The organism is Bacillus sp. MMSF_3328, from assembly GCF_030733525.1.
In the GTDB taxonomy this organism is placed as follows: domain Bacteria; phylum Bacillota; class Bacilli; order Bacillales; family Cytobacillaceae; genus Bacillus_AB; species Bacillus_AB infantis.
Genome location: NZ_JASHIV010000018.1, coordinates 1 through 19,990, shown reverse-complemented (window position 1 = coordinate 19,990; position 19,990 = coordinate 1). Strand labels below are relative to the sequence as shown.

Here is a 19,990-nt window from a genome sequence, read left to right as displayed (position 1 = left end):
AGGATGCCTGAATAACCTATCTCTACACTACTCGCCTCAACAAGCGAGTATTTTATATGACTTTAGTAATAAAATTCACACCTCATAATAGGAAGATTGATTTATTTTTCCAATATTTAGATATTATTATTTTCAGCAGCTCCTTCCTCCCGTTTACAATAGGGATTGTTATCTTATAATCGGAGGAACATATTATGAAAATCAATTCTCTTATTCTAGTCATTCTTGTTGTACTGCTGGCTGCCTGCGGGAACAGTCAGGATGAGGAAGCAGGCAAAAAGGAGCCTGTACAGGATGAGGCAGCCCAAAAGGAAGATCAGGATTCTGCTGAGGATGAGGACAGTGATAAAGAGGCTGTTGAAACTACGGTGCTTACAGCGCGTGAGGATGCAGGCGATTATGATGTGAAGCTTGAAGGCGAAATCCACCGGAAAGATCAAAACATCACAGTCACAGGCACCACCAATCTTCTACCCGGTTCAAAGCTTTTCCTTTATACCGATCCGCTAGACGGCACCATCATCGGAAGCGCCGGCACCACTCTTGTCGAAGAGGATGGAAGCTTCACACTTGAAGACAGCATCCCGGATGATTATAAATATCCGGTGATTTATACAAAAATCATTTTCAAGCCCTCTGCCAGCAGCGATGAGGTGAATGAGCATTATTCCGTGGATGGCAGCAAGCTCGAAGGGGCATTCGTCAGGCTTGATGAGGAAGGCGGAGAACACCAGAAGCAGATTATCGCTGTGAATGAAATTGACCTGTCCCAGCCGGAAAGCACGGTCATGATTGAAGAACCGGAATGGTCAAAGCCCGATGATTACGGAGCTGTTCAAATCCGGATGGAAACTGAAGTGACCGAAGATGAAGATTTCATTTACGTTAATGGCAAAAGCAATATTCTGGAAGGAGCATCTGTTACAGGAGGCGTCAGTGCAGAAGGCTATATCATCACAGGCTTCAATGACCGTGCCGATGTCTTGCCTGACGGATCCTTCCGCCTGGTCATCTCCAACCCGATGACCGAAATCAAAGATCTGAAATCCTATCAAGTCAAAATCATGTTCGACCCCACTGATGGCAACGGCTTATCCTATATCAAGGAAACCTACGGCGAAAAAGGCGAAAAGCTGCAGGGCGGTCTGATCAAAGACGAAAACGGGACCAACATGGCGGTCTATAGCTTTAAAGTCGGGAAATAGGAGGGCGTTTCTGCCCCGCAGCCAGTGAAGAAGGCGTCTCCAAAAAAGGAGACGCCTTCTTCATGCCTGGACTGTCAGCGGATGCTTAAACTCTGCCGGCAGTCTGCTATGTTCGCCATTATATTTTACAAATAAAACATGGCTGTCTTGATACTTCACCTTTTCCAGCACATCGGTCTTTGGAGAAGGGGTGAAATAAAGCGCTGCCCTGTTTGTCTCCTTTCCTGCGAGCCTTCCGGCAAGGCCGGCCGGATCCCAATCAGGTTCAGAGGAAATGATATCATACACATGCAGGACATCCTTTTCCTGCCTGGCGAGTACAATGGCCCGATCTTCCGGGAGGTGGTAGATGTCATCATGGAACACATTCAGGCAGTAAAACATGAGCAGCTCTCTTGTGTTGACTGCATCAAACCCGCCTGGAAAGGTTCTCCTGCCTGCCATCTCATAAATGAAGCTTAGATCCTCCGGATTTCTGCCATCCAATTTGCGGATCTCGCTTTGATTGCTGTCGGCGTTGGCTTTAATGAAATATTGCGTTTCCTCTACCGGACTGAACCCAAATTTCGGATAAAAATCGAGCACAGTTGAATTGGCAAAAAGGTAAATGAAATCCGCTCCTTGATAGTCTTCCAGGATGCGTTCCATCAACTGCCTTGCCAGCCCTAGATTGCGATAATCCTTATGCGTCATGACAGTGCCCACCTGGACAGCCTTCCAATCCTTTCCTTCTCCTGAAAACCCGATCAGATTTGCCGATGCATTGGCCACCACTTTTTCTCCGTCAGCAAAAGAATAGGGTATGTATTTATCTGACCAGTATCTGAGGTCAAACCAGTTCTCAAATTGGATGCCGAAAGTCTCTTTCGCCAGTTCATTAAAACTCTTGCGCAATATTCGGTTTTTTTCATAGCCTGAGACAAACGTCAGCTTCTCCAGTACAGCCATATTACTTTCCTCCCATCAAGGCTTCTTTGCTTTTATAGTAAGGCGGAAAATGATCAGCGTCCAATCTTTTTTCAAAAAAATCCCTGATTTAAGTTTACAGGAAAACACACCGGGAACGAGTGGAATATCTAATCATTACACAGGGAGGCGGAAGAGATGAGCCTGCTTTTTTACAAAGCAATGGAAGCGTTCAAAAAAGATGCTGAACGCGAAGAGCAAATGAAGCGCCAAGCGGCAAGTCAATATCCGAGAAAGCAAAAATAAGAACCCTTTTCCCTTTCCTGTCCATCCTTTCGAGGGTGGATTTTCTGTATAAGAAAAAGGATAAAATCCCATGGGATTTTATCCTTTTTCATTTTGCCGGGCTCTTTCCAGCAGCTGCAGGAATGACCACTTTAGCAGAAGTAACCGAATGATGTGAATCTAAGGTAACCTGGCCGCCATAGCGGCTGGTGATCTGTTTTACAATGAACAGCCCCTGGCCTCTTGTTTTGCCTTTTTCCGGTTTTTTCGTTGAAAATCCGCTTTCGAAAATCTTTTCTTTATCCCATGAATTTATGCAGGGGCCTGTGTTTGTCACGGTAAACATATAGCGGCCTTCACCTGCCGTGCAGGATACTGACAGCTTCCTTTCTTCCTCAGGAAGCTCAAGGGAAGCCTCTATGGCATTATCTATCAAATTAGAGAGGATTTTAATCAGGTCTGTTGTTTTAATAAGATTAAAAGAGTCCTCAGAAACGGAAAATCTGGCTTCGATGCCGTAATTTTGCGCCAGCAGCCTTTTTGTTTCAAGCAGTACCCCCAGCCCGGGGTTGACCGTATCGAGCTTGATGGATTCAATGGAATGCACTTCCTTGGATAGGGCCGTCAGATAAGAAAGGGCCTGATCATAGCTCTCAATCTTCAGCAGGCCGTGAAGCACCTGGATATGGTTTGAGTAATCATGCCTCAATGACCGGACTGAGGAAAGAAGCGAATCAAACTCTGCCTGGTACGTATATTCCGTCTCACCGACTTCATTTTTCAGCTCGCGCTGGTACCAGCGCTGGATAAAGATGAATGCTGCGAGGAGAAAAAGTACAAAGACTCCGTTGAAGACCAGGTTGGATAAACTGCCTTTCAGCACCTTGCTGCTGATGCTTCCGATCATTTCCGCGCTGATGTCGATGGCCAGGAAACCAATGGTTGCACCTTCCGAATTTTTGATTGGCGCGCCTGCAGTCAAATACTCTCCATATTCGGGATCCTGGATGAGGCCGGTACTAAAAGGCTTCCCATTATAGGCCAGCTTCACCTGCTCCTCAGGTACAGTGCAGATCCCGCCGATTGGAAACTCTTCGGCACCTGGCGGGAGCCCGGCTATCATTGCCCTCGAAACCTCGGGATTATCAATGAGGAGGGTATACACATGGAGCGAGCCTGTCTTCTTCCTGACATCCTCCAGATACCTTTTGATAGCTTCATATTCCGGCCCTTTTTCCGGATTTTCCAGAAACTCCTCATAAATGATGACTGGCATGGTATCTGCAATAGATTTGGCTGTTTCAAGCGTCTGGCTGGCGATGGACCTTACGGTAGAGCCCTTTATGCTTACATAAGATATATACATGTTGAAAATAGTAAACAATAGCAGCAATCCTGCTGATATTACAATGATGGCTTTGAGCTTGGCATTTTTCATCTGCTCTAACTTCCTCTTCTTGATAACACTTATAGTAAAAATAGCCTAAATTCAAGTTTACTATATTTTGAGGGTGAGCACATCATAAAATAGGTTGGGAAAATTTCAAAAACAGGCCAGTCTGAATGGCCTGCTTCATTTCATTCTATTCTTCCTTTTCATTGTGCTCCAGATAAGTGCTTTTATCATTTTCAATGAGATGCTTGAGCACCGATAACCGGTTATCCCAGAACCGGTCGAAATAAGCGAGCCATTCCCTCAATTCAGCGAGGGATTCTGGCTGGAGGGTGTAAAGCTTCTCCCTCCCCGCCTTTCGCCCCTTGATCAGCTTCGCTTCTGAAAGGATATGGAGATGCTTGGCCACTGCAGTTCTGCTAATGGAAAAATGGCCGGCAATTTCTGATACAGGACGCTCCTTCTCTGCAACCAGCCTTAAGACTTCGCGGCGCGTCGGATCGGCCACAGCCTGGAAAACATCGTATTTTTGTGCCGGGGCGGACATTATCACTCCACAGCTTTCTTCAATTTTTCTACAATGCCTGACCAGCCGCCGCTCATGCGCTCCCTGACAACGCCGCTCGCCTCGCGGGCCTTTGGCAGGATTTCACCGGTTTCCTTCCAGCCGGCATGGATAAGAGTGAACTCTGTTTTCCCGTCCTTCTCTTTTAACAGGAACGAAACAGTCCATCCATCATTGTCCCAGAGAAAAGAAAGCCTGTAAGGCGGATCAAGCTCGGTCACCTTGCATGGAGAAGGCCCAAAAGGTGACTGAAGATGAAATTCACAGCCCAGTTCAGGCTTGAAATCATTCGGCATGAACCATTCCGCGATTCCTTCTGAAGAGGCTACCTTTGCCCATACTTTCTCAATTGGTGCTTCAATGGTGATGACCTTGACGATATCATCTGCTTTTGCCATAATGATTCTCCTTTTCCGACGAATATACAACCTTTTGGTTACACTTTTAAAATATAACACCTTATGGTTATATGTCAATGGAAGTTCATATAGGAAACCTTGCCCACAATCGGAATAATTTTTTCCCAACCTCGGCAATCTAACACTATGACAAAAGACAGGGTGAATGATTGTGCAGACTGACTGGTTTTCTATCCTTCCATTTCTGATTGCAATACCAATTGCCATAAAAACCAAACAGGTCCTTCCAGGCCTTTTTGCCGGCCTTCTCGCCGGATCCTTCCTTCTTCAGCCGACACTGGCAGGAGGCTTGGAGACGCTCATCCGTTTTCTCGTTAAAGGGCTCATAGATGAAAATAATATTAAGATCATCCTTTTTCTTTATGCTTTTTCCGGCCTTGTCGGCATGATCAAGATTTCCGGGGGCATCAGGGGGTTTGTTGAGGAGGCGTCAGTCAGGATCCAAAATAAAAGGCAGGCACTCCTTCTCACTTACCTTTCCACGGTTGGGACCTTTTCGGCCCCCAGCTTCCGGTTCGTCACGATTGCGCCGATCATGCGGGCACTTTTGAAAAAAGTGAAAATGTCGACACAGGAGCTTGGCTTTGTTATCGAGACCACAGCAACTCCCATCATTGTCCTGATACCGATCGCTACAGCCTTTGTCGGCTATATGACCTCCATTGTCGATATTGCTGTCAGCAATGAGAACATAAATGCCGATCCTTATGATCTGTTCCTGAGGAGCATCCCTTTTAATTTCTTTTCATTTGTGATGATTCTTCTCGGCATTTATTTGAGCTTCTTCCATCATTCAAAGTCAACGCAGGACAGCAATCCTGAAAGAATCGGAAAATCCGGCGATGATGAAGATGACTGGCATACTTGCGACCCGGCGGTTGGGAGGGACTTGCCGGAAAAGCCGTGGAATCTGTTGGTACCGCTTGCGCTTGTTGTTGTTCTGACTTTAATATTCACATGGTGGGACGGCTATAAGAAGGCAGGGGGCTTTGCCGCTGCCTTCATTAAAGCGGATGTGATGGATGCTATGCTGATTGCCCTTGTATTTACTGTTTTATTTACATTTTTGTTTTTCCGGTTCCAAAAGACGAAGACGTCCGATCTTTTGAACAGCTTCGTGATCGGCGGGAATGACCTTATGTCAGTCATCGTCCTGCTCGCGGTTGTCTGGGGGCTGTCGTCCGTAACAGAGGCGCTGGGCTTTTCCGCGTTTGTCACCCGATATTCGAGCTGGATTCCTCCATCCATCGTTGTGCCGCTGCTCTTTTTATTCGGAGCAGCCATCTCATATTTCATCGGGTCGGCATGGGGCACCTGGGGCATCCTGATGCCGCTCGGGATTTCAATGGCTGCTGCTTCAGGGATCTATCTTCCGCTCGTCATCGGCGCTGTCTTTGCCAGCGGGACCTTTGGTGCATTTGCCTCCCCGCTGAGCGACGATACGAATACGATCGCCCGGATCCTGAATTTGTCTGTCATTGAATATGCCCGCTATAAGCTGAAGCCTGCTTTGATTGCCGCCGGTATTACTGCCGTATTGTATGCGGGGACCGTATTTTTCTTCTGACAGCTGAATTGCCCTCACCGCACCGAATGAAATGTGGTAAAGTTAAAGGGCACAAAACTGAAAGGGGAATCATATGACACACCAAGATAGTGGATTGCCAGCTAAAACATGCAGCATTGAAAGACTCGTTACGGTACCGGCGGATATCGAGAAGGTACTAAAAGGAGAAAAGACAGCTACGAGAAGGAATGGCAGGTATGCTGATATCGGGGAAATCATGGTGCTCAAGGATAAAGAATTCATCGTGACTTCCGTTTACAGCCAGACTCTCGGTGAGCTTACCGACGAACATGCCGGCCAGGAAGGCTTCGGCTCTGTCGAGGATTATAAGCAGACAATCCTTTCGTATCATAAAGGAATGCCTTGGCTTCCGCATATGAAGGTATGGGTCCACGAATTCAAACCGGCTGAAGCGTAAGACTCAATGGATTTAATCTACCGGGCTGTTATATACATACATGTACTTAGTGCGATTATGTCAATCGGGCCATTCTTCATCCTCTTCCCGATTGTGAAGAAGCTGAAGACTGCCGCCGGTGCCGAGCTTGAAGCTTATATGGATACTTTCCGGTCCGTTGTCAGGCTCTCCAAGCACTCCGGTCACGTCCTTGTAGGATCCGGCGTGATTTTGATCGCAGCCGGACCTTGGACATGGGGCACCTCCTGGGTTGTCATGACCCTGATCATCCTGTTTCTCTCTCTCTTTTTCCTGGCGCGCGCTTTCACGCCGAAGCTGCGGAAATTCCGGGAAGAAGGGACCGATAAGGAAAAAGCAGCGGCTCAGCTTAACCGCACTGTCTGGATTTACATCATCCTTCTATCCGCCATGCTCTGGTTCATGGTCGTCAAGCCTGGTCTTTGGTAAGACGGTCAGCCTATTGAGGAGAAACAGGATAAAATGCTAAAACCTTGCCTTAATCCGGCAAGGTTTTTATTTTATAGAAGAAATAATAGTATTTATACAGAACAATGATTATTAGCATAATCCTGACTGCTGTGAGATCCGTCAAGAAGAATGCAATGATGATCATGGCGTCAGCAAACAGCAGGATCGTGAATTTTTGCTTCAGTGTCATCGACTTATTTTTCACAAAGCTTTCTAAGTGCTTTTTGTAGATCCCTGTCTGCTTGAACCAGACTTCAAACCTTTTGGATCCTTTCATAAAGCAGAATGAAGCCAGCAGAAGCAGCGGGGTGGTCGGAACGACGGGAAGGATGATGCCCAGGATGCCAAGGCCAAGAGCCAGAAAGCCGGCTGTGACGAATAAAATCTGTTTTATTTTCCTGATAACCCCTGCCCCCTTCCTTTTCTGAGTTTAAATCTACCATTTTTCATAGTAAAAAGATATATCTGCTGTATGTGATGCAAAACTCTATAAACAAAGGCCCTGCATCTGTGCAGGGCCTCTACTTTATCGGGCAGTCACTTTGTTCAGGAACTGCTGTGTCCGTTTGTTTTGTGATTTTTCAAATACGTCCTCTGGTGTTCCCCTCTCGACAACGACGCCCCCGTCCATAAAGATGACTTCATCGGCCGCATCGCGGGCAAAGCTCATTTCATGCGTAACAATGACCATTGTGATGTCTTCTTTGGCCAGATCCTTCATAACCTTCAGCACTTCCCCGACCAGTTCCGGGTCAAGAGCTGATGTCGGTTCATCAAAGAGCAGCACCTGCGGATCCATCGCCATTGCCCGGGCAATGCCGACCCGCTGCTGCTGGCCGCCGGACAGCTGGTGGGGGTAATTATCGGCACGGTCCTTGAGCCCCACCTTTTCGAGGAGGCCCAGCGCTTTTTTCCGCGCTTCCTCTTTCGAGCGCTTCAAGACGACCATCTGGCCTTCCATTACATTTTCAGCCGCGGTCAAATGCGGGAAGAGATTATAATTCTGGAATACCATGCCGGTCTGCTTGCGGAAGGCTACCATTTCCGCCGTTTTAATTTTCGCAGAATCCCCGAACTGGAGCGTTTTGTTTCCAAGCTCGATCTTACCGGCATCAGGAGTTTCGAGCAGATTCATGCATCTGAGAAGTGTTGTCTTCCCGGATCCTGAAGGGCCGATGATAACGGCCGTTTTCCCGGTCGGGATGGACAGGTCGATCCCTTTCAGCACTTCCAGTTCGCCGAATTTCTTATACAGGTTTTCAATTTTTATCATTCAGGCACCTCCATTATTTTGCTACGCTTCTTCCAAAACGGTCTTCAAGCTTGTTCTGGAAATAAGACAGGACTGTGCTGAAAATCAGATAAATAAAAGCAACCTCGATGTACAGCCACAGCGGTTCATATGTGGCTGCCGCAATCTGCTGCCCCTTTTGGAACATCTCGGTAACCGTGATGGTCGCTGCCAGGGAAGTATCTTTTACCAGGCTGATAAAAGAATTCCCGAGCGGAGGGAGTGAGACTCTGACTGCCTGGGGAACGATGATGCGCCTCATGGCCTGGCTCCTGGTCATCCCGACAGAGGAAGCCGCTTCCCATTGCCCCTTGGGGATGGAAAGGATTGCCGCCCGGATGATTTCAGAGCTGTATGCACCCTTGTTCAAGGTAAAAGCAATCACAGCGGCCGGGAACGGATCCAGTGTGATGCCTACGCTTGGAAGTCCAAAAAACAGGATGAAAATCTGGACCAGCAGCGGGGTTCCCCTGAAGATCCAAACATAAAACCTGGCCAGCGCGACAAGCGGCTTGATGCTGGATAATCGGGCAAGGGCCACAAAAAACGCAAGAATCAAGCCGAGGGCAAATGTAATCAGTGTGAGCGGGATTGTAAAATAGATCCCGGCTTTTAGAATAGGAAAAAAGGAATCAGCGAGGATTCCTATAATTCGTTCTGCGCGTTCATCAAACATCTATATCAGATCCTTTATTTCGATACGTCTGTGTTGAACCATTTTTTTGAGATTTCCAGGTATGTTCCGTCTTCCTTCATTTCTGCAAGAGCTCCGTTCACAGCCTCGACAAGCTCATCGCTGCCTTTGCGGAAAAGGAAGGCATTACTTGTTGCATTCTCTTCTTCAAAAACTGTTTTAACAGGAAGCTCAGGACGCTGCTTCTTAAGGTCAAGGTAAGATAGGCTGTCGTTGAGTGTCGCATCGATCCTGCCTGATGTTATCAGATCTATTGATTGATTGAAGCCTTCTACCACCGTGTTCGTAGCCCCATGCTCTTCAGCAATTTTACGGTAGTTTGAGTCCAGTGACTGCCCGACCTTTTTGCCGTCCAAATCATCAAGCGTCTTGATTTCATCATTATTTTCATGAACGATCAGCACCGCTTTAGAAACGATATATGGATCTGACATATCGTATTTTTCAAGGCGGTCTTCACGGACGGCTACTTCATTCGCAACCAGGTCATAGCGTTTTGCATCAAGTCCGGCAATCATGCCGTCCCATTTAGTCTCAACAAACACAGGCTTGATATCAAGGCGCTTGAACACTTCTTCTGCAATTTCAATGTCAAAGCCGGTCAGCCTTCCTTCTTTATCATGGTAGGTGAAGGGGGCATAGGTTCCTTCAGTCCCGATAGTGATTTCGCCTTTTTCCTTGATCTGGTCATACAGGCTCTGGTCTTTCGCTGTATCTTTGTCTCCATCGCCGCTGCTTCCGCATGCAGCAAGGGAAATCGCTAATGCAAATGTGAGTAAAATTAGTGCGTACTTCTTCATGTGTGCATCAATCTCCTAGTATTTTTATCGGTTTAATTCAAACAACGTTACTTAGATTAATTCACTGCTTAAAAAAAGTCAACATATATTGCTCGGTATTAAAAAGAATCCCCTTAATGCCTTTATTTCATGTGCAGATAAAAACTTTCAGCCGGCAATCCCTAAAATCAGCAAACCCGCATCCTTTGCCAGATGCGGGTTGAACTTTACTTTTCTTTTTTCTGGTTCAGTGATTTTAAGGCACCGCGGAATGCCTGGTCATCCATCCTGCTGTCAGAGGAATCATGCTTTTTCTCTTTTTCCTTCATAAAAGATTGCAGGGCCTGCCGGTATGCATGGTCTTCCATCCGTTCTGCATCTTCCGCAGCAGGCTTTATTGGTGTGCCTGCTGCTTCCCCTGCATCCTGAACGAGTTCAGCAGGATGTTCCTCGGGAGCCAGGAGCACTGCCTGGCTGGCACTCTTTTTCTCCTCCAGCTGCCCATGTCTGCGTGTAGAGTTTAGATTAGCAGCAATCAGGATGGCAGCCACGACTAAAGCAGCCAAAAGGCAAAATATGATGCCGGCCATTACTGACCAGCTCCGTCTCTGCCGGCATCAAGCCGTCTGGCCAGAAGTGAAACCCGTTCACCGAGGGCTCTCCCGAGTTCCAGCCCTTCATTTGATATCTTCTCGTCTGAATCAATCGGGCAGGTGATGCCGACACCATAATAAGAGCCGTATAAGGCATTTGCCGGAATATTGGCAGGCAGTCCGGCAATAATCATCCCTTGATGGAGCATGGGCGTAATCAGGTTGAGCATCGTTGCCTCGAGGCCACCGTGAGTGGTTGCCGTTGTACAGAAAACCGCGCCGATTTTATTGACCAGCTTTCCTTCCGCCCATAAATAGCCCAGCTTATCAATCCACGCCTTCAAGCCTGAGCTGATGGTTCCAAAATGGCCCGGGCATCCCCATATGATGGCATCCATTTCCGGGAGTTTATACACATCTGCCTGGCTGACATGATCAATCAATACCTCTGCTCCCTCTATCGTCCGGGCGCCTTCAGCAATGGACCTGGCCAGGGCTTCCGTATGCATGCCTTCGCTATCGTAAACCACGTATATCTTCAATTGCCTTTCCTCCCCGCATTTTTCCTTAATCGCTTCTTTAGAGCGAAATTTTCACTTCCGCATTCATCCCCGGCAGCACTTTGTCTGAAGCATTTTTCAGGGAAATTTTCACTGCGACCTTTTGGGCCACTTTGGTGTAGCTGCCATTGGAGCTTTGCTGGGGCAGCACAGAAAATAATGAATTGGTGGCAAAGCCGATTTCCTCTACTTCTCCATCAAATAATGTGTTCCCATCTCCATCAACCTTGATTTCAACACTGTCTCCCACTTCAATCTCCTTCAAGTCTTTTTCCTTAATATTGACCGTAATATAAAGATGCTCCATGTCTGCAGCAACTGCCAGCGCCTGTCCCGCCTGGACCATCTGATGAGGATAGGCTTGATTCTGGATGACCGTGCCGTTCATATAGCTGCTGACAGGAACAGAAGTTTCTCCTGCCGCTACTTTTCCGACGCTTGCATTCTCGGAGACACTTTTCCCCTCTTCCAGCTTCCATTCTGCAAGCATCCCTGATGCCGGTGCCGTTACCTGCATCATATCGGCTGATACCACTGCATCATCCGTCGTTACATAGTTTTCATTCTGGTAATAGTAATAAGCACCTGCTGCAATCAATGCGAACACAACCAGGATGCCAATAATATTTGTCAGGATTAAACGTCCTTTACTCATTCATCTTTCTCCTCTCAGGTAACCTCTATTATTTATGTGCCTGCCGGCTGTCCGGAGCGGGCAGAAGAATTCTTTTTTGCTTTTGGACAAGCGAACGCCCTTTCCCTGTCGCAATCTTGCCGATGGAAGCCAGCAGCATGATGACGCCGATTCCCAGCATGATCGTAAACAGGTCATGGTATGCCGTAAGGATGGCCGACTTTTTCGCATTGACGACCAATTCATAGAATGCCATGCTCTTCGCCTTGGCCAATGGCAATCCGCTTTCCATCAGATGCCTTGTCATCCTGGCCATTTCCGCCTGTACTTCCGGGTCATATTTACTTGCGTGGATCCTGACTGCTTCATAATGATACGCATTCTGCCTGTATATGAACCAGCCGAGCAACGGAGCAGCCACTGCCCCGGCAAAATTCCTGATCGAATGCAGGGTGACTGACCGCTTGGAGGCTTTATGGATGTCCCCGGCCAGGGCCGTCCCAAGTGCTCCTGCCACCAGCACCATGCTGACCCCTGCCCCAAGGCAGGCGATTTGGAAATAGAGAGCATGAAGGGAGATATCAGGAGTGATGTTCATCCATCTCCAGCTGACGTAAATGACAGCCAGTGAACCGATTGTCCCCAGAATGCCTGCTCCAAGCCTGTCATATAATAAAGTTTTCAGGATAGCTGTGATCAATATCCCGATGAAAAACCAGAAATAAAAATGCGATAGATACTCAAATGGCAAGTCTTTATTATTCCGGAGAAACCCATTGATCCCGGCAAGGGCAAAAATGAGTGAAATATGGGACGCGACTGCCATGATAGTGCCTGACACCGGCTTGGCTGCCTTGAGAGAGCCAAACGGAACAAGCGGATTCTCCGATTTTAAATCAATATAGATAAAGAGGAGCATGATGATGGCGGCGAGAACCAGCAGCGGCCAGATCCTGATCGATGAGAAGCCCTCTTCCATCAGATTGCAAAGGGGATAGGCGAGGCTTAGGATAAATAACCCTAACAGGAAAATCCCTTTTTTATCCGCAGGCGGCTCCTTATGTTTTTTCTCATCCTGTGCTGATGGAAGAAAAATACTTCCCATTACAAGGCATAAAATGCTTGAAACGATGTTCAGGATAAACAGCCAGCGCCACATGCCTGATGAGAGCGAAATGCTTCCAAAGAATGCCCCGACAGCACTCGACCCGAATAGTCCCCCAATCGCCATCAGCAGGAAGGTATTGCGGATTTTGTTCGGAAAAGAAGTCAGGCTGACCGGCAAAATCGTCAGGAAAAGGATGCCGGCGCTGATTCCCTGTATGATCCGGCCTGCCGTCAATGTTGTAATGCCCAGTGACAGCGCGTCCAGTACAGAGCCAAGCAGGAAAACCAGCACAAAGGTCAGATAGTTCCTCTTAAGGCCGATCTTCCTTGCCAGCACCGGACCTAGCGGCACACCGAACGCAAATGCAAGATTGGATAATGTGGACGGCAGCAGCAGATCATTCGAACCAAGGTTCAGGCCGTTTTGAATGATCCCCTGATTGAGAATATAAGATAAATTTAAAAAGTACTGCGGCCCGATAGAAAAGATGGTCAGAATGGATATGGCCAAATATGGCGGAATGGCCATCTTTTTCGAATCAGAGCCGGAAATATTGACAGGTTGACTCAACAGCAGATCCTCCTTTCAAAACTTATATTTCTTTTTACAAGTTGCATTATACAACTTATAGACAATATATTGTATTATACAACTTTACAGTGATTCTGCAACAGGTAATTTCCAACAAAAAAAGAGCCTTGGCGGCTCTCTCCTCATCCGTATTATTTTCCCCATAGTTTGAAATCTTTATTAAGCCTTGTCAGGCTGGCTTCCAGCCCTGCCAGCTCGTCCGGTGACCAGTCTTTCAAGATTTCCCCATAAACAGACTGGCGCGCTTCTTTCACCTTCTGAAGCACCGCCCGTCCTTTATCTGTCAGCTGGACCAGGCTGATCCGGCCGTTATGTTCATCCGGGAAACGTTCAATATAAGCTTTTCCTTCGAGAACGGCGATCTGCCTGCTCGCTGTAGAGAGATTCAGCATCAGCTTTTCTGCCAGTGCATTGATTGCCAGGGGCTCATGCGCAGAAATCTCACTCAGCAGCAGATACTCCGACCGGTCAAGGCTCCCCAGCTTCGGACTGTGGGCAGTCGTCAGCCTCACAAGCATCGCAATTTCATATTCAATCTGCCGTAAAGTATCCTTCAGCACCATCCGCCCCCCTCTTAATAAACGCCTTTCTTCTATTTGTGATTATGAACCATTTTACCTGAGGTATCAAGGGATGAAATGTGATGGACTCTGTTTAGAGATAGCTAATTCGCGGCGTGTCCTGCACAGTCTATGGACCACAACACTCATAATAGAGTTGGGGCCCAGCTCTGCCATGCTTAAGCTGGCCGTCAATTCTCCAAAACTCTCAGCAGCACAGCATGACGGTCAACGTCTGAGTCCTTTCCTGGATGGCCATATTGAGAAAAGAACCTCTGTCTGTCCTTTGGCGCTATCCCGCTTCTTTTGACCGGAATTCCATAGCTTACTAGAAAGCGGTCAAGGGAAACGGCCCTCCTGAAAAATTCCGGCGAATCAGTGCTATCTACCCTTCTCCCATGCTGCTGTAGCCTTCATTGGCCCACAGAGAAATCATGGCAGCAGCTATCATAAGAAGAGTAAAAACAATAAAAGGATGCATGCTCCCTTTTTGCCTTCTTTTTCTATGCTTTTTTTCCTTCATACCATCCCCTCCCCTTTCCATATATAAAGAGAAAAGAAGAAAAGGCCAGGCATCGCCCGGCTTTTTCAATGTTATTTCCTGATCTTTTCTATTTCATCGGCTACAAATTGCACTGATGTGCCAACGATGACCTGAATGCTTGTAGGACCGACAATATTGATTCCCGGAACCCCGGTATCTTTAATCTTTTTCTGGTCGACCTGCTCCATGTCCTTCACTTCAATGCGAAGGCGGGTCACACAGTTGTCTACAGATGTAACATTCGCATCTCCGCCGAGGCCGTCATAGATTTTAGCAGCCATGATGGCGAATTTTTCACTTCCTGCCGCAGGGGCAGATACTTCTCCGCCTTCAGCGCCCTCTGCTCCCTCAGTCATTTCAACCCGGCCAGGAGTGGATAGGTTAAACTTGGTGATCAGGAATCTGAACAGCACATAATACAGGACTGCAAATACGAGACCCTGAACCAGGAGCATCCACGGCTGGTTGGCAATAGGGATCTTTAGGCTCAATACAAAGTCGACCAGCCCTGCACTGAATCCGAAGCCTGCTGTCCAATGGAAGAAGGCCGCAACAGCAAGGGATATTCCCGTCAATGCCGCATGCACGACATAAAGAGCAGGCGCAATGAACATGAATGAGAACTCGAGCGGCTCAGTCACTCCCGTAAAGAAGGAAGCAAAGCCTGCAGCAAGCAGCAGTGATGCCGCCATTTTCTTCTGTTTTGATTTCGCCGTATGGTACATGGCCAGGGCAGCAGCCGGAAGACCGAACATCATGACAGGGAAGAAGCCTGCCTGATACATGCCAGTCACCCCTTTAGTTCCTTCGCTTGCCCAGAACTTTCCGATATCATTGATTCCGACAGTATCGAACCAGAACACAGAGTTCAAAGCATGGTGGAGCCCAGTTGGGATCAGGAGCCTGTTAAAGAACCCGTAAAGCCCTGCGCCCACAAAGCCCATCTTGCTTATCGCTGTCCCGAAGGATACCAGTCCGGAGAAGATGAGCGGCCAGACAAAGAACAGGATTGCGGCCACGGCCAGCATTGTCACAGCGGACATGATCGGAACAAGCCGCTTTCCGCTGAAGAATGCCAGGGCATCCGGAAGCTTCACCTTGGCAAAGCGGTTATACATAATCGATGCTACAATCCCTGATAAGATACCAACAAAAGCATTCTCGATTTTCCCAAAAGCAGGGTTTACATCGGCAGCGTCTACACCCTGCAGCATCGCAACCGTGTCAGTTGATAGCAGTGTTGTGACAACGAGATAGGCGACCAATCCGGAAATAGCTGAGGAACCATCTTTTTCCTTCGCCATTCCCAAGGCAATTCCGACCGCGAACAGCACCGGAATATGATCAAGGATAGAGCCTCCAGCTTTAATCAGGAAAGCGGCAGCCGGGTTTCCTGCCCCCCAGCCGTTTGGATCGATATAATACCCAATCCCCATCAAAATCGCAGCCACCGGCAGCACGGCTACAGGCAGCATTAAAGAGCGGCCCATTCTCTGTAAGTACTTCATGACCATTTTTATTCCCCCCTGGATGAAAAACTTGTTTGTCTAATTTGTAATGCAGAACGGTCCTCCTCTTCGTGATATTTTATAAGATAAACGAAAAAAGTCCATGCCTGCATCTATTATAGTTCACAAAATTGTAAATATTCAATCAAATTTCCAATTCTGCCTTACTTATTTTGCACTTTTTTAATAAAAGCCGTCAAGCGCTTCTGGTATTCTTCTTCAGCGATTGTATAAGCCTCTGTATGACCGGCCCCCGGCACAATCCAGATTTCCTTCTCGCTTGTCGCCGCATCATAAATCCGGTCTGCCATTTCGGTCGGGACCAGTTCGTCCTGGTCACCGTGGATGATGAAGAGCGGAAGCTTATTCTTTTTCACCTGTTCAACTGCCGAAGCTTCGCTGAACGTATAGCCTGCCCTTACCTTCGTCACAGCGCTCGTCACTTGCATGAGAGGGAATGAAGGCAGATGGTACAGATATTTCAGCTGGTGGGATAGCTCTTCATGAACGTTTGTGTAGCCTGAATCCTCAATGATCCCTTTCACTTCCGGCGGAAGCTTTTCCCCGCTTGCCATCAGGACGGTCGCTGCCCCCATGGAAAAGCCGTGCAGAAAAATATCAGTTGCCCCTTCCTCTTTTATCAGCCTGCTGGCCCACTTCACATAGTCCTTCCGTTCATGCCAGCCATAGCCGATATAATTCCCTTCGCTTAAGCCATGGCCCCTGGCATCCGGCTTCAGGACGTCAAACCCCTGCTCATAGTAAAATTTCGTAACGCCCGGCATCTGTTCGCTGCTGCCTTTATATCCATGAGCCAAGATGACTGCCCTGCCATTGGAATCCGGGTTCTTCAGGAAAGCTGCCTTTAGCTTCAGCCCGTCGTCCGAAGTGATTTCAACAGTCTTGAAGTCCTGTTTTTCCGTCCACTCCATCACTTCAGCAAGCTTGGCCGCCTCTTCCTCAGCTGCCATTGCACTGACTGCTCTTGACTCGCTGCCGCCATGGAGCTTCAGGGACTCATCACTCCGATTGATTGCTACATTATAAAAGTAGTTGCCTGCTCCTATCAGAACCGCAGCCAAAAGCACGATGACAATGCCGCTAATCAGAAGGATCTTTTTCTTATTCATTCTCCTACCCCATTTACTATTTATCTTGAAACCATTATATCTATCATTTCCAATAAATTCTATATCTCCAGCAAATAAAATGTAAGCGATTTCACACCTTTAGCCTGTAGATCAAAAACCTTTCATTTTGATCATGGCTGCTTTCCGGGAGCTCTACCTCTTTTTCCAGTTCAAAGCTTGTATAATTTTCAAGGAAAAAAATATAATCCTCTGATGGGTAATACAGCACAATATCTGCAGAGCGCGGGTGTTCTTCCACAGACAAAAGGATATTTGCGATGATATTCCTGAACACCTGGATGGAAAAGGGGTTGAAGAAGTAAAAGCAATTCTCTTCCGGCCTGATCCTGTATTCCTCTGCAAGGCTGCATTCAAATTGGAGCATCCCCCTGCTTTTTCTGCTTTTTTTCACATAAGTTTCTGCGTTGCGAAGGGCTTCTTCATATAAATCCTCATTCATTTCAACACCTGTGCCGGAAGCCTGGAACAGATAATGGCTGTAAAAGACAAGCCGGCCCTTCCCGCAGCCGAAATCAACAAGCGTGTCGGTGCCCGCCAATTTGTAATCCTCGAATAAAATATCCAGTGCGGAATAAGGTGTCGCCTCATATCGGTGATAATGGAAAGAGCGGGTAAACCCCTGCTGTCCGCCTTCTGTTTTAATATGAAGAAGTCTGTCATAATCCTGTTCTTTCATTCTTTCCTCCCTGGCTGTTCAATGTCATTCTCCCCAAGCATCTGCATATAATCTATATTTGAACCGCCAGTACCAAAGCTGTCACCCACATCCGGAAAAAAGGTTTTTCCATTTTCATCGTAGCCAATCCAGCCAAAATGGATGCCGAGCACAGGAAAAGAGAACCAATCAGGCTGGCTCTTCTTGACAGAATCCGCCAACGAACCCGCGACGGACTTCCACTCTTCCGGCAGCTCCATCATCCCATAGCTGCCTTCATCAAGCATGGTTTCATGCTCCATCTGCACCTTTGGCAAATAAGTCTCTTTTCCCCCTGAAACAAAAAAGTCCCTGTCTCTCATTAAATAGTAGCGAATCTTTTCTAAGCCGCTGTCAGGCGAAAAGCTCCAGGCTATCCGGAATGAAGATGGGTCATCCGGGTCGATCCGCCAAATCTTCGGCTCCCCGGCAGAGCTTATATAATCAAGCTCCCAATCGCGCTTTCTCCATGTCCAGAAGCTGGCGCCATATTCTCCGCCTTTCCTCACAAAAGGAACAAAAACATGCTCTTCATCGGCTGGGATGATTGCCTTGATATCACTGGCCTGCATGTCGGAATGATAGCGGTTCATATAATCTATGAGCTTCTTGTCATCAGGCAGTCCGTCCGGTTTGGAAAAATAAAGCCAATAAAGTCCGATGCCGACTGTTATTGTAATAATAAGACCGGACAGCAGGAACAGCCATTTCTTATTCATATCCATACCTCCGGCAACGTTTATTTGCTGAACCAGTTTGCATTATCATCCATATGCAGGAAGGGGATGCTGGTATTCACTTCACCTGTGATCCTTTTCATATCAATATCTTCTCCCTGCAGCCATCTGTCAAAGTCAAATTCAACCGGGCTCCGGTCGCCGCCCAGGGCAAACCAGGCTTTACCTTCCTGAGGCAAATAACCTGATGTGTGGATGGTGCCGGCCCAGCTGCTGTATAAATCAGAAAAAACGCCTTTATCTGTATCATTCAGGAGTCTGAACGCCTCCATCGCTTCGGTCATTTCCACGCCTGCTTCTTTGATAACAGCAAGCCTGCGGAGTGAGTCTGCCAAATGGTGGCGGTTTTCATCTTTCATAATTTCAAAATGGTTGGTGCAGGCATTCGTCTGCCGGATCTCCACACGGCGCGGGGAAGTTTCCACCGCAAAGGATTTCCCGCTTCGGTCATATACAACATAGGTGAAAGAATGGCGGTGCGGAATCTCCTTGAGCATGCTTACAGCTTCATCGGCATCTGCGCATGATTCAAGAAGCAGCCTCCCGATCATGCAGCAGATAAAGCCGTCGCCCGGTTTTTTCCGGTTCATGAAGTTATAGCCTGCCACCAGGCCTTTTTCGTTCATTCCATCCATCCGCCCTGTGACCCGCTGGCTGGGCCCGATGATGGCATAGCCCTGGTCAGTTGGCTGGAAAAGGGTGTAGCGGCCTTCATAGGTTTTGGGATGATAGTCGTAGTTGCGGATCAGATAGCTGCTGCCTGTCAAGATGGAGCAGCCGGATCGGTTATAATCGACGCGATAGCCGCCGAACTCCTGGAGGACTTTCTGCATCTGCCATTCCAGTGCTTCCTGGAGGCCGAGCAGTTCGTCCCAAGTGCCGGGGGCGAATTTTTTGATTGCATCTTTTGCTTCTTTTTCATCGATGATGAAGCGCGGTTTTCTTACTTTCCATTGTTCTTCGCGGTTTTTTACAGAAAGCGAGTTTTTGATTTTTTCTCCCTGCATATAGCCGAAGTCATAGTGGGTGCCGCGGAACTGGATGATGTCGCTGTGTATTTGTTTCATAGGGATCCCTCGTTTATTTCAGATTGCCTGTTTAATTTTCTCTTCTTTTTTAAGGATACTGGAAGGGGATTTGAAAATAAAGAGAGAAAAGCGGAGGCGCCATTAAGGAGTGTTGTTTAGAAACATAGAAAAAAGCTGATCCAATTTGGAGCAGCTTTTAGACTTTTTTCACTTGTTAATGGGGGCTGTTGATTTGCGTTGCAGGCACTTCGCTTTCCGCGGGGCGACGCTGAGCCTCCTCAGAGCAAGCTCT

Annotated in this window: 23 protein-coding genes; 4 read left to right on the top strand and 19 right to left on the bottom strand. The window is 47.6% G+C overall.

Translation table 11 applies throughout. The features are described 5' to 3' along the window. The first annotated feature begins 194 nt into the window (after nt 1-194). Nucleotides 195-1,205: a hypothetical protein gene (locus RBB45_RS20975; protein WP_009791567.1), complete on the top strand. Its 1,011-nt coding sequence runs from the start codon at nt 195-197 to the stop codon at nt 1,203-1,205. 60 nt (nt 1,206-1,265) lie between these two features. Here the strand turns inward: RBB45_RS20975 and RBB45_RS20970 are convergent, their stop codons facing one another. The 4 genes from RBB45_RS20970 to RBB45_RS20955 form a co-directional block, all read right to left on the bottom strand. Beyond that, nucleotides 1,266-2,153 carry a GNAT family N-acetyltransferase gene (locus tag RBB45_RS20970; protein WP_148950949.1) on the bottom strand — a complete coding sequence of 296 codons (888 nt, stop codon included), beginning with the start codon at nt 2,151-2,153 and terminating at the stop codon, nt 1,266-1,268. Nucleotides 2,154-2,505: 352 nt separating this feature from the next. Next, complete coding sequence (locus RBB45_RS20965; RefSeq protein ID WP_009791570.1) at nt 2,506-3,834, bottom strand: sensor histidine kinase; 1,329 nt, start codon at nt 3,832-3,834, stop codon at nt 2,506-2,508. Between the two features lie 145 nt (nt 3,835-3,979). Continuing rightward, nucleotides 3,980-4,336: an ArsR/SmtB family transcription factor gene (locus tag RBB45_RS20960; RefSeq protein WP_009791571.1), complete on the bottom strand. Its 357-nt coding sequence runs from the start codon at nt 4,334-4,336 to the stop codon at nt 3,980-3,982. A 2-nt stretch (nt 4,337-4,338) separates the two neighbouring features. Then, complete coding sequence (locus RBB45_RS20955; RefSeq protein WP_306010304.1) at nt 4,339-4,752, bottom strand: SRPBCC family protein; 414 nt, start codon at nt 4,750-4,752, stop codon at nt 4,339-4,341. A 172-nt stretch (nt 4,753-4,924) separates the two neighbouring features. Here RBB45_RS20955 and RBB45_RS20950 point away from each other — a divergent pair, with 172 nt between their 5' ends. The 3 genes from RBB45_RS20950 to RBB45_RS20940 all read left to right on the top strand — a co-directional run bounded on the left by RBB45_RS20950 (nt 4,925) and on the right by RBB45_RS20940 (nt 7,205). Continuing rightward, nucleotides 4,925-6,340, top strand: a complete 1,416-nt coding sequence (locus RBB45_RS20950) for a Na+/H+ antiporter NhaC family protein (protein WP_306010303.1) — start codon at nt 4,925-4,927, stop codon at nt 6,338-6,340. 73 nt (nt 6,341-6,413) lie between these two features. Then, complete coding sequence (locus RBB45_RS20945; RefSeq protein ID WP_306010302.1) at nt 6,414-6,758, top strand: ASCH domain-containing protein; 345 nt, start codon at nt 6,414-6,416, stop codon at nt 6,756-6,758. A 6-nt stretch (nt 6,759-6,764) separates the two neighbouring features. After that, a complete protein-coding gene (locus RBB45_RS20940; RefSeq protein ID WP_094769072.1) occupies nt 6,765-7,205 on the top strand; it encodes a hypothetical protein in 441 nt (146 codons plus the stop codon). Between the two features lie 49 nt (nt 7,206-7,254). Here the strand turns inward: RBB45_RS20940 and RBB45_RS20935 are convergent, their stop codons facing one another. The 15 genes from RBB45_RS20935 to RBB45_RS20865 all read right to left on the bottom strand — a co-directional run bounded on the left by RBB45_RS20935 (nt 7,255) and on the right by RBB45_RS20865 (nt 19,737). Beyond that, on the bottom strand, nt 7,255-7,611 hold the full coding sequence (locus RBB45_RS20935) for a YbaN family protein (protein WP_306010323.1): 357 nt from the start codon (nt 7,609-7,611) through the stop codon (nt 7,255-7,257). Nucleotides 7,612-7,752: 141 nt separating this feature from the next. Next, complete coding sequence (locus RBB45_RS20930; protein WP_094769074.1) at nt 7,753-8,499, bottom strand: amino acid ABC transporter ATP-binding protein; 747 nt, start codon at nt 8,497-8,499, stop codon at nt 7,753-7,755. A 13-nt stretch (nt 8,500-8,512) separates the two neighbouring features. Further along, entirely contained in the window at nt 8,513-9,193 is a 681-nt protein-coding gene (locus tag RBB45_RS20925) for an amino acid ABC transporter permease (protein ID WP_009791579.1), read from the bottom strand. Nucleotides 9,194-9,207: 14 nt separating this feature from the next. Beyond that, nucleotides 9,208-10,011 (bottom strand): amino acid ABC transporter substrate-binding protein, encoded by an 804-nt coding sequence (locus RBB45_RS20920; RefSeq protein WP_306010301.1) that lies wholly within the window; start codon nt 10,009-10,011, stop codon nt 9,208-9,210. Between the two features lie 206 nt (nt 10,012-10,217). Further along, nucleotides 10,218-10,580 carry a hypothetical protein gene (locus tag RBB45_RS20915; RefSeq protein ID WP_306010300.1) on the bottom strand — a complete coding sequence of 121 codons (363 nt, stop codon included), beginning with the start codon at nt 10,578-10,580 and terminating at the stop codon, nt 10,218-10,220. After that, on the bottom strand, nt 10,580-11,125 hold the full coding sequence (locus RBB45_RS20910; RefSeq protein WP_094769078.1) for an NAD(P)H-dependent oxidoreductase: 546 nt from the start codon (nt 11,123-11,125) through the stop codon (nt 10,580-10,582). Before RBB45_RS20910 ends, RBB45_RS20915 begins: the two co-directional genes overlap by 1 nt. A 37-nt stretch (nt 11,126-11,162) precedes the next feature. Further along, on the bottom strand, nt 11,163-11,798 hold the full coding sequence (locus RBB45_RS20905) for an HlyD family secretion protein (protein ID WP_306010299.1): 636 nt from the start codon (nt 11,796-11,798) through the stop codon (nt 11,163-11,165). 28 nt (nt 11,799-11,826) lie between these two features. Beyond that, nucleotides 11,827-13,455 (bottom strand): MFS transporter, encoded by a 1,629-nt coding sequence (locus tag RBB45_RS20900; protein ID WP_306010298.1) that lies wholly within the window; start codon nt 13,453-13,455, stop codon nt 11,827-11,829. A 152-nt stretch (nt 13,456-13,607) separates the two neighbouring features. Next, entirely contained in the window at nt 13,608-14,039 is a 432-nt protein-coding gene (locus RBB45_RS20895; RefSeq protein WP_022543488.1) for a MarR family winged helix-turn-helix transcriptional regulator, read from the bottom strand. Between the two features lie 382 nt (nt 14,040-14,421). Further along, nucleotides 14,422-14,559, bottom strand: coding sequence for a hypothetical protein (locus RBB45_RS20890; RefSeq protein WP_156916998.1), 138 nt, complete (start codon nt 14,557-14,559; stop codon nt 14,422-14,424). A gap of 71 nt (nt 14,560-14,630) precedes the next feature. Next, on the bottom strand, nt 14,631-16,094 hold the full coding sequence (nagE, locus tag RBB45_RS20885; protein WP_022543487.1) for an N-acetylglucosamine-specific PTS transporter subunit IIBC: 1,464 nt from the start codon (nt 16,092-16,094) through the stop codon (nt 14,631-14,633). A gap of 158 nt (nt 16,095-16,252) precedes the next feature. Further along, the gene (locus tag RBB45_RS20880; protein ID WP_101551637.1) at nt 16,253-17,218 is read right to left on the bottom strand and encodes an alpha/beta hydrolase; all 966 of its coding nucleotides are present in this window, start codon (nt 17,216-17,218) and stop codon (nt 16,253-16,255) included. A 91-nt stretch (nt 17,219-17,309) separates the two neighbouring features. Further along, nucleotides 17,310-17,915, bottom strand: a complete 606-nt coding sequence (locus RBB45_RS20875) for a class I SAM-dependent methyltransferase (protein WP_306010297.1) — start codon at nt 17,913-17,915, stop codon at nt 17,310-17,312. Beyond that, complete coding sequence (locus RBB45_RS20870; RefSeq protein WP_306010296.1) at nt 17,912-18,652, bottom strand: hypothetical protein; 741 nt, start codon at nt 18,650-18,652, stop codon at nt 17,912-17,914. The genes RBB45_RS20875 and RBB45_RS20870 overlap by 4 nt, the downstream gene beginning before the upstream one ends. A gap of 20 nt (nt 18,653-18,672) precedes the next feature. Further along, nucleotides 18,673-19,737 carry a C45 family autoproteolytic acyltransferase/hydrolase gene (locus RBB45_RS20865; protein WP_306010295.1) on the bottom strand — a complete coding sequence of 355 codons (1,065 nt, stop codon included), beginning with the start codon at nt 19,735-19,737 and terminating at the stop codon, nt 18,673-18,675. Between the last annotated feature and the right edge of the window lie 253 nt (nt 19,738-19,990).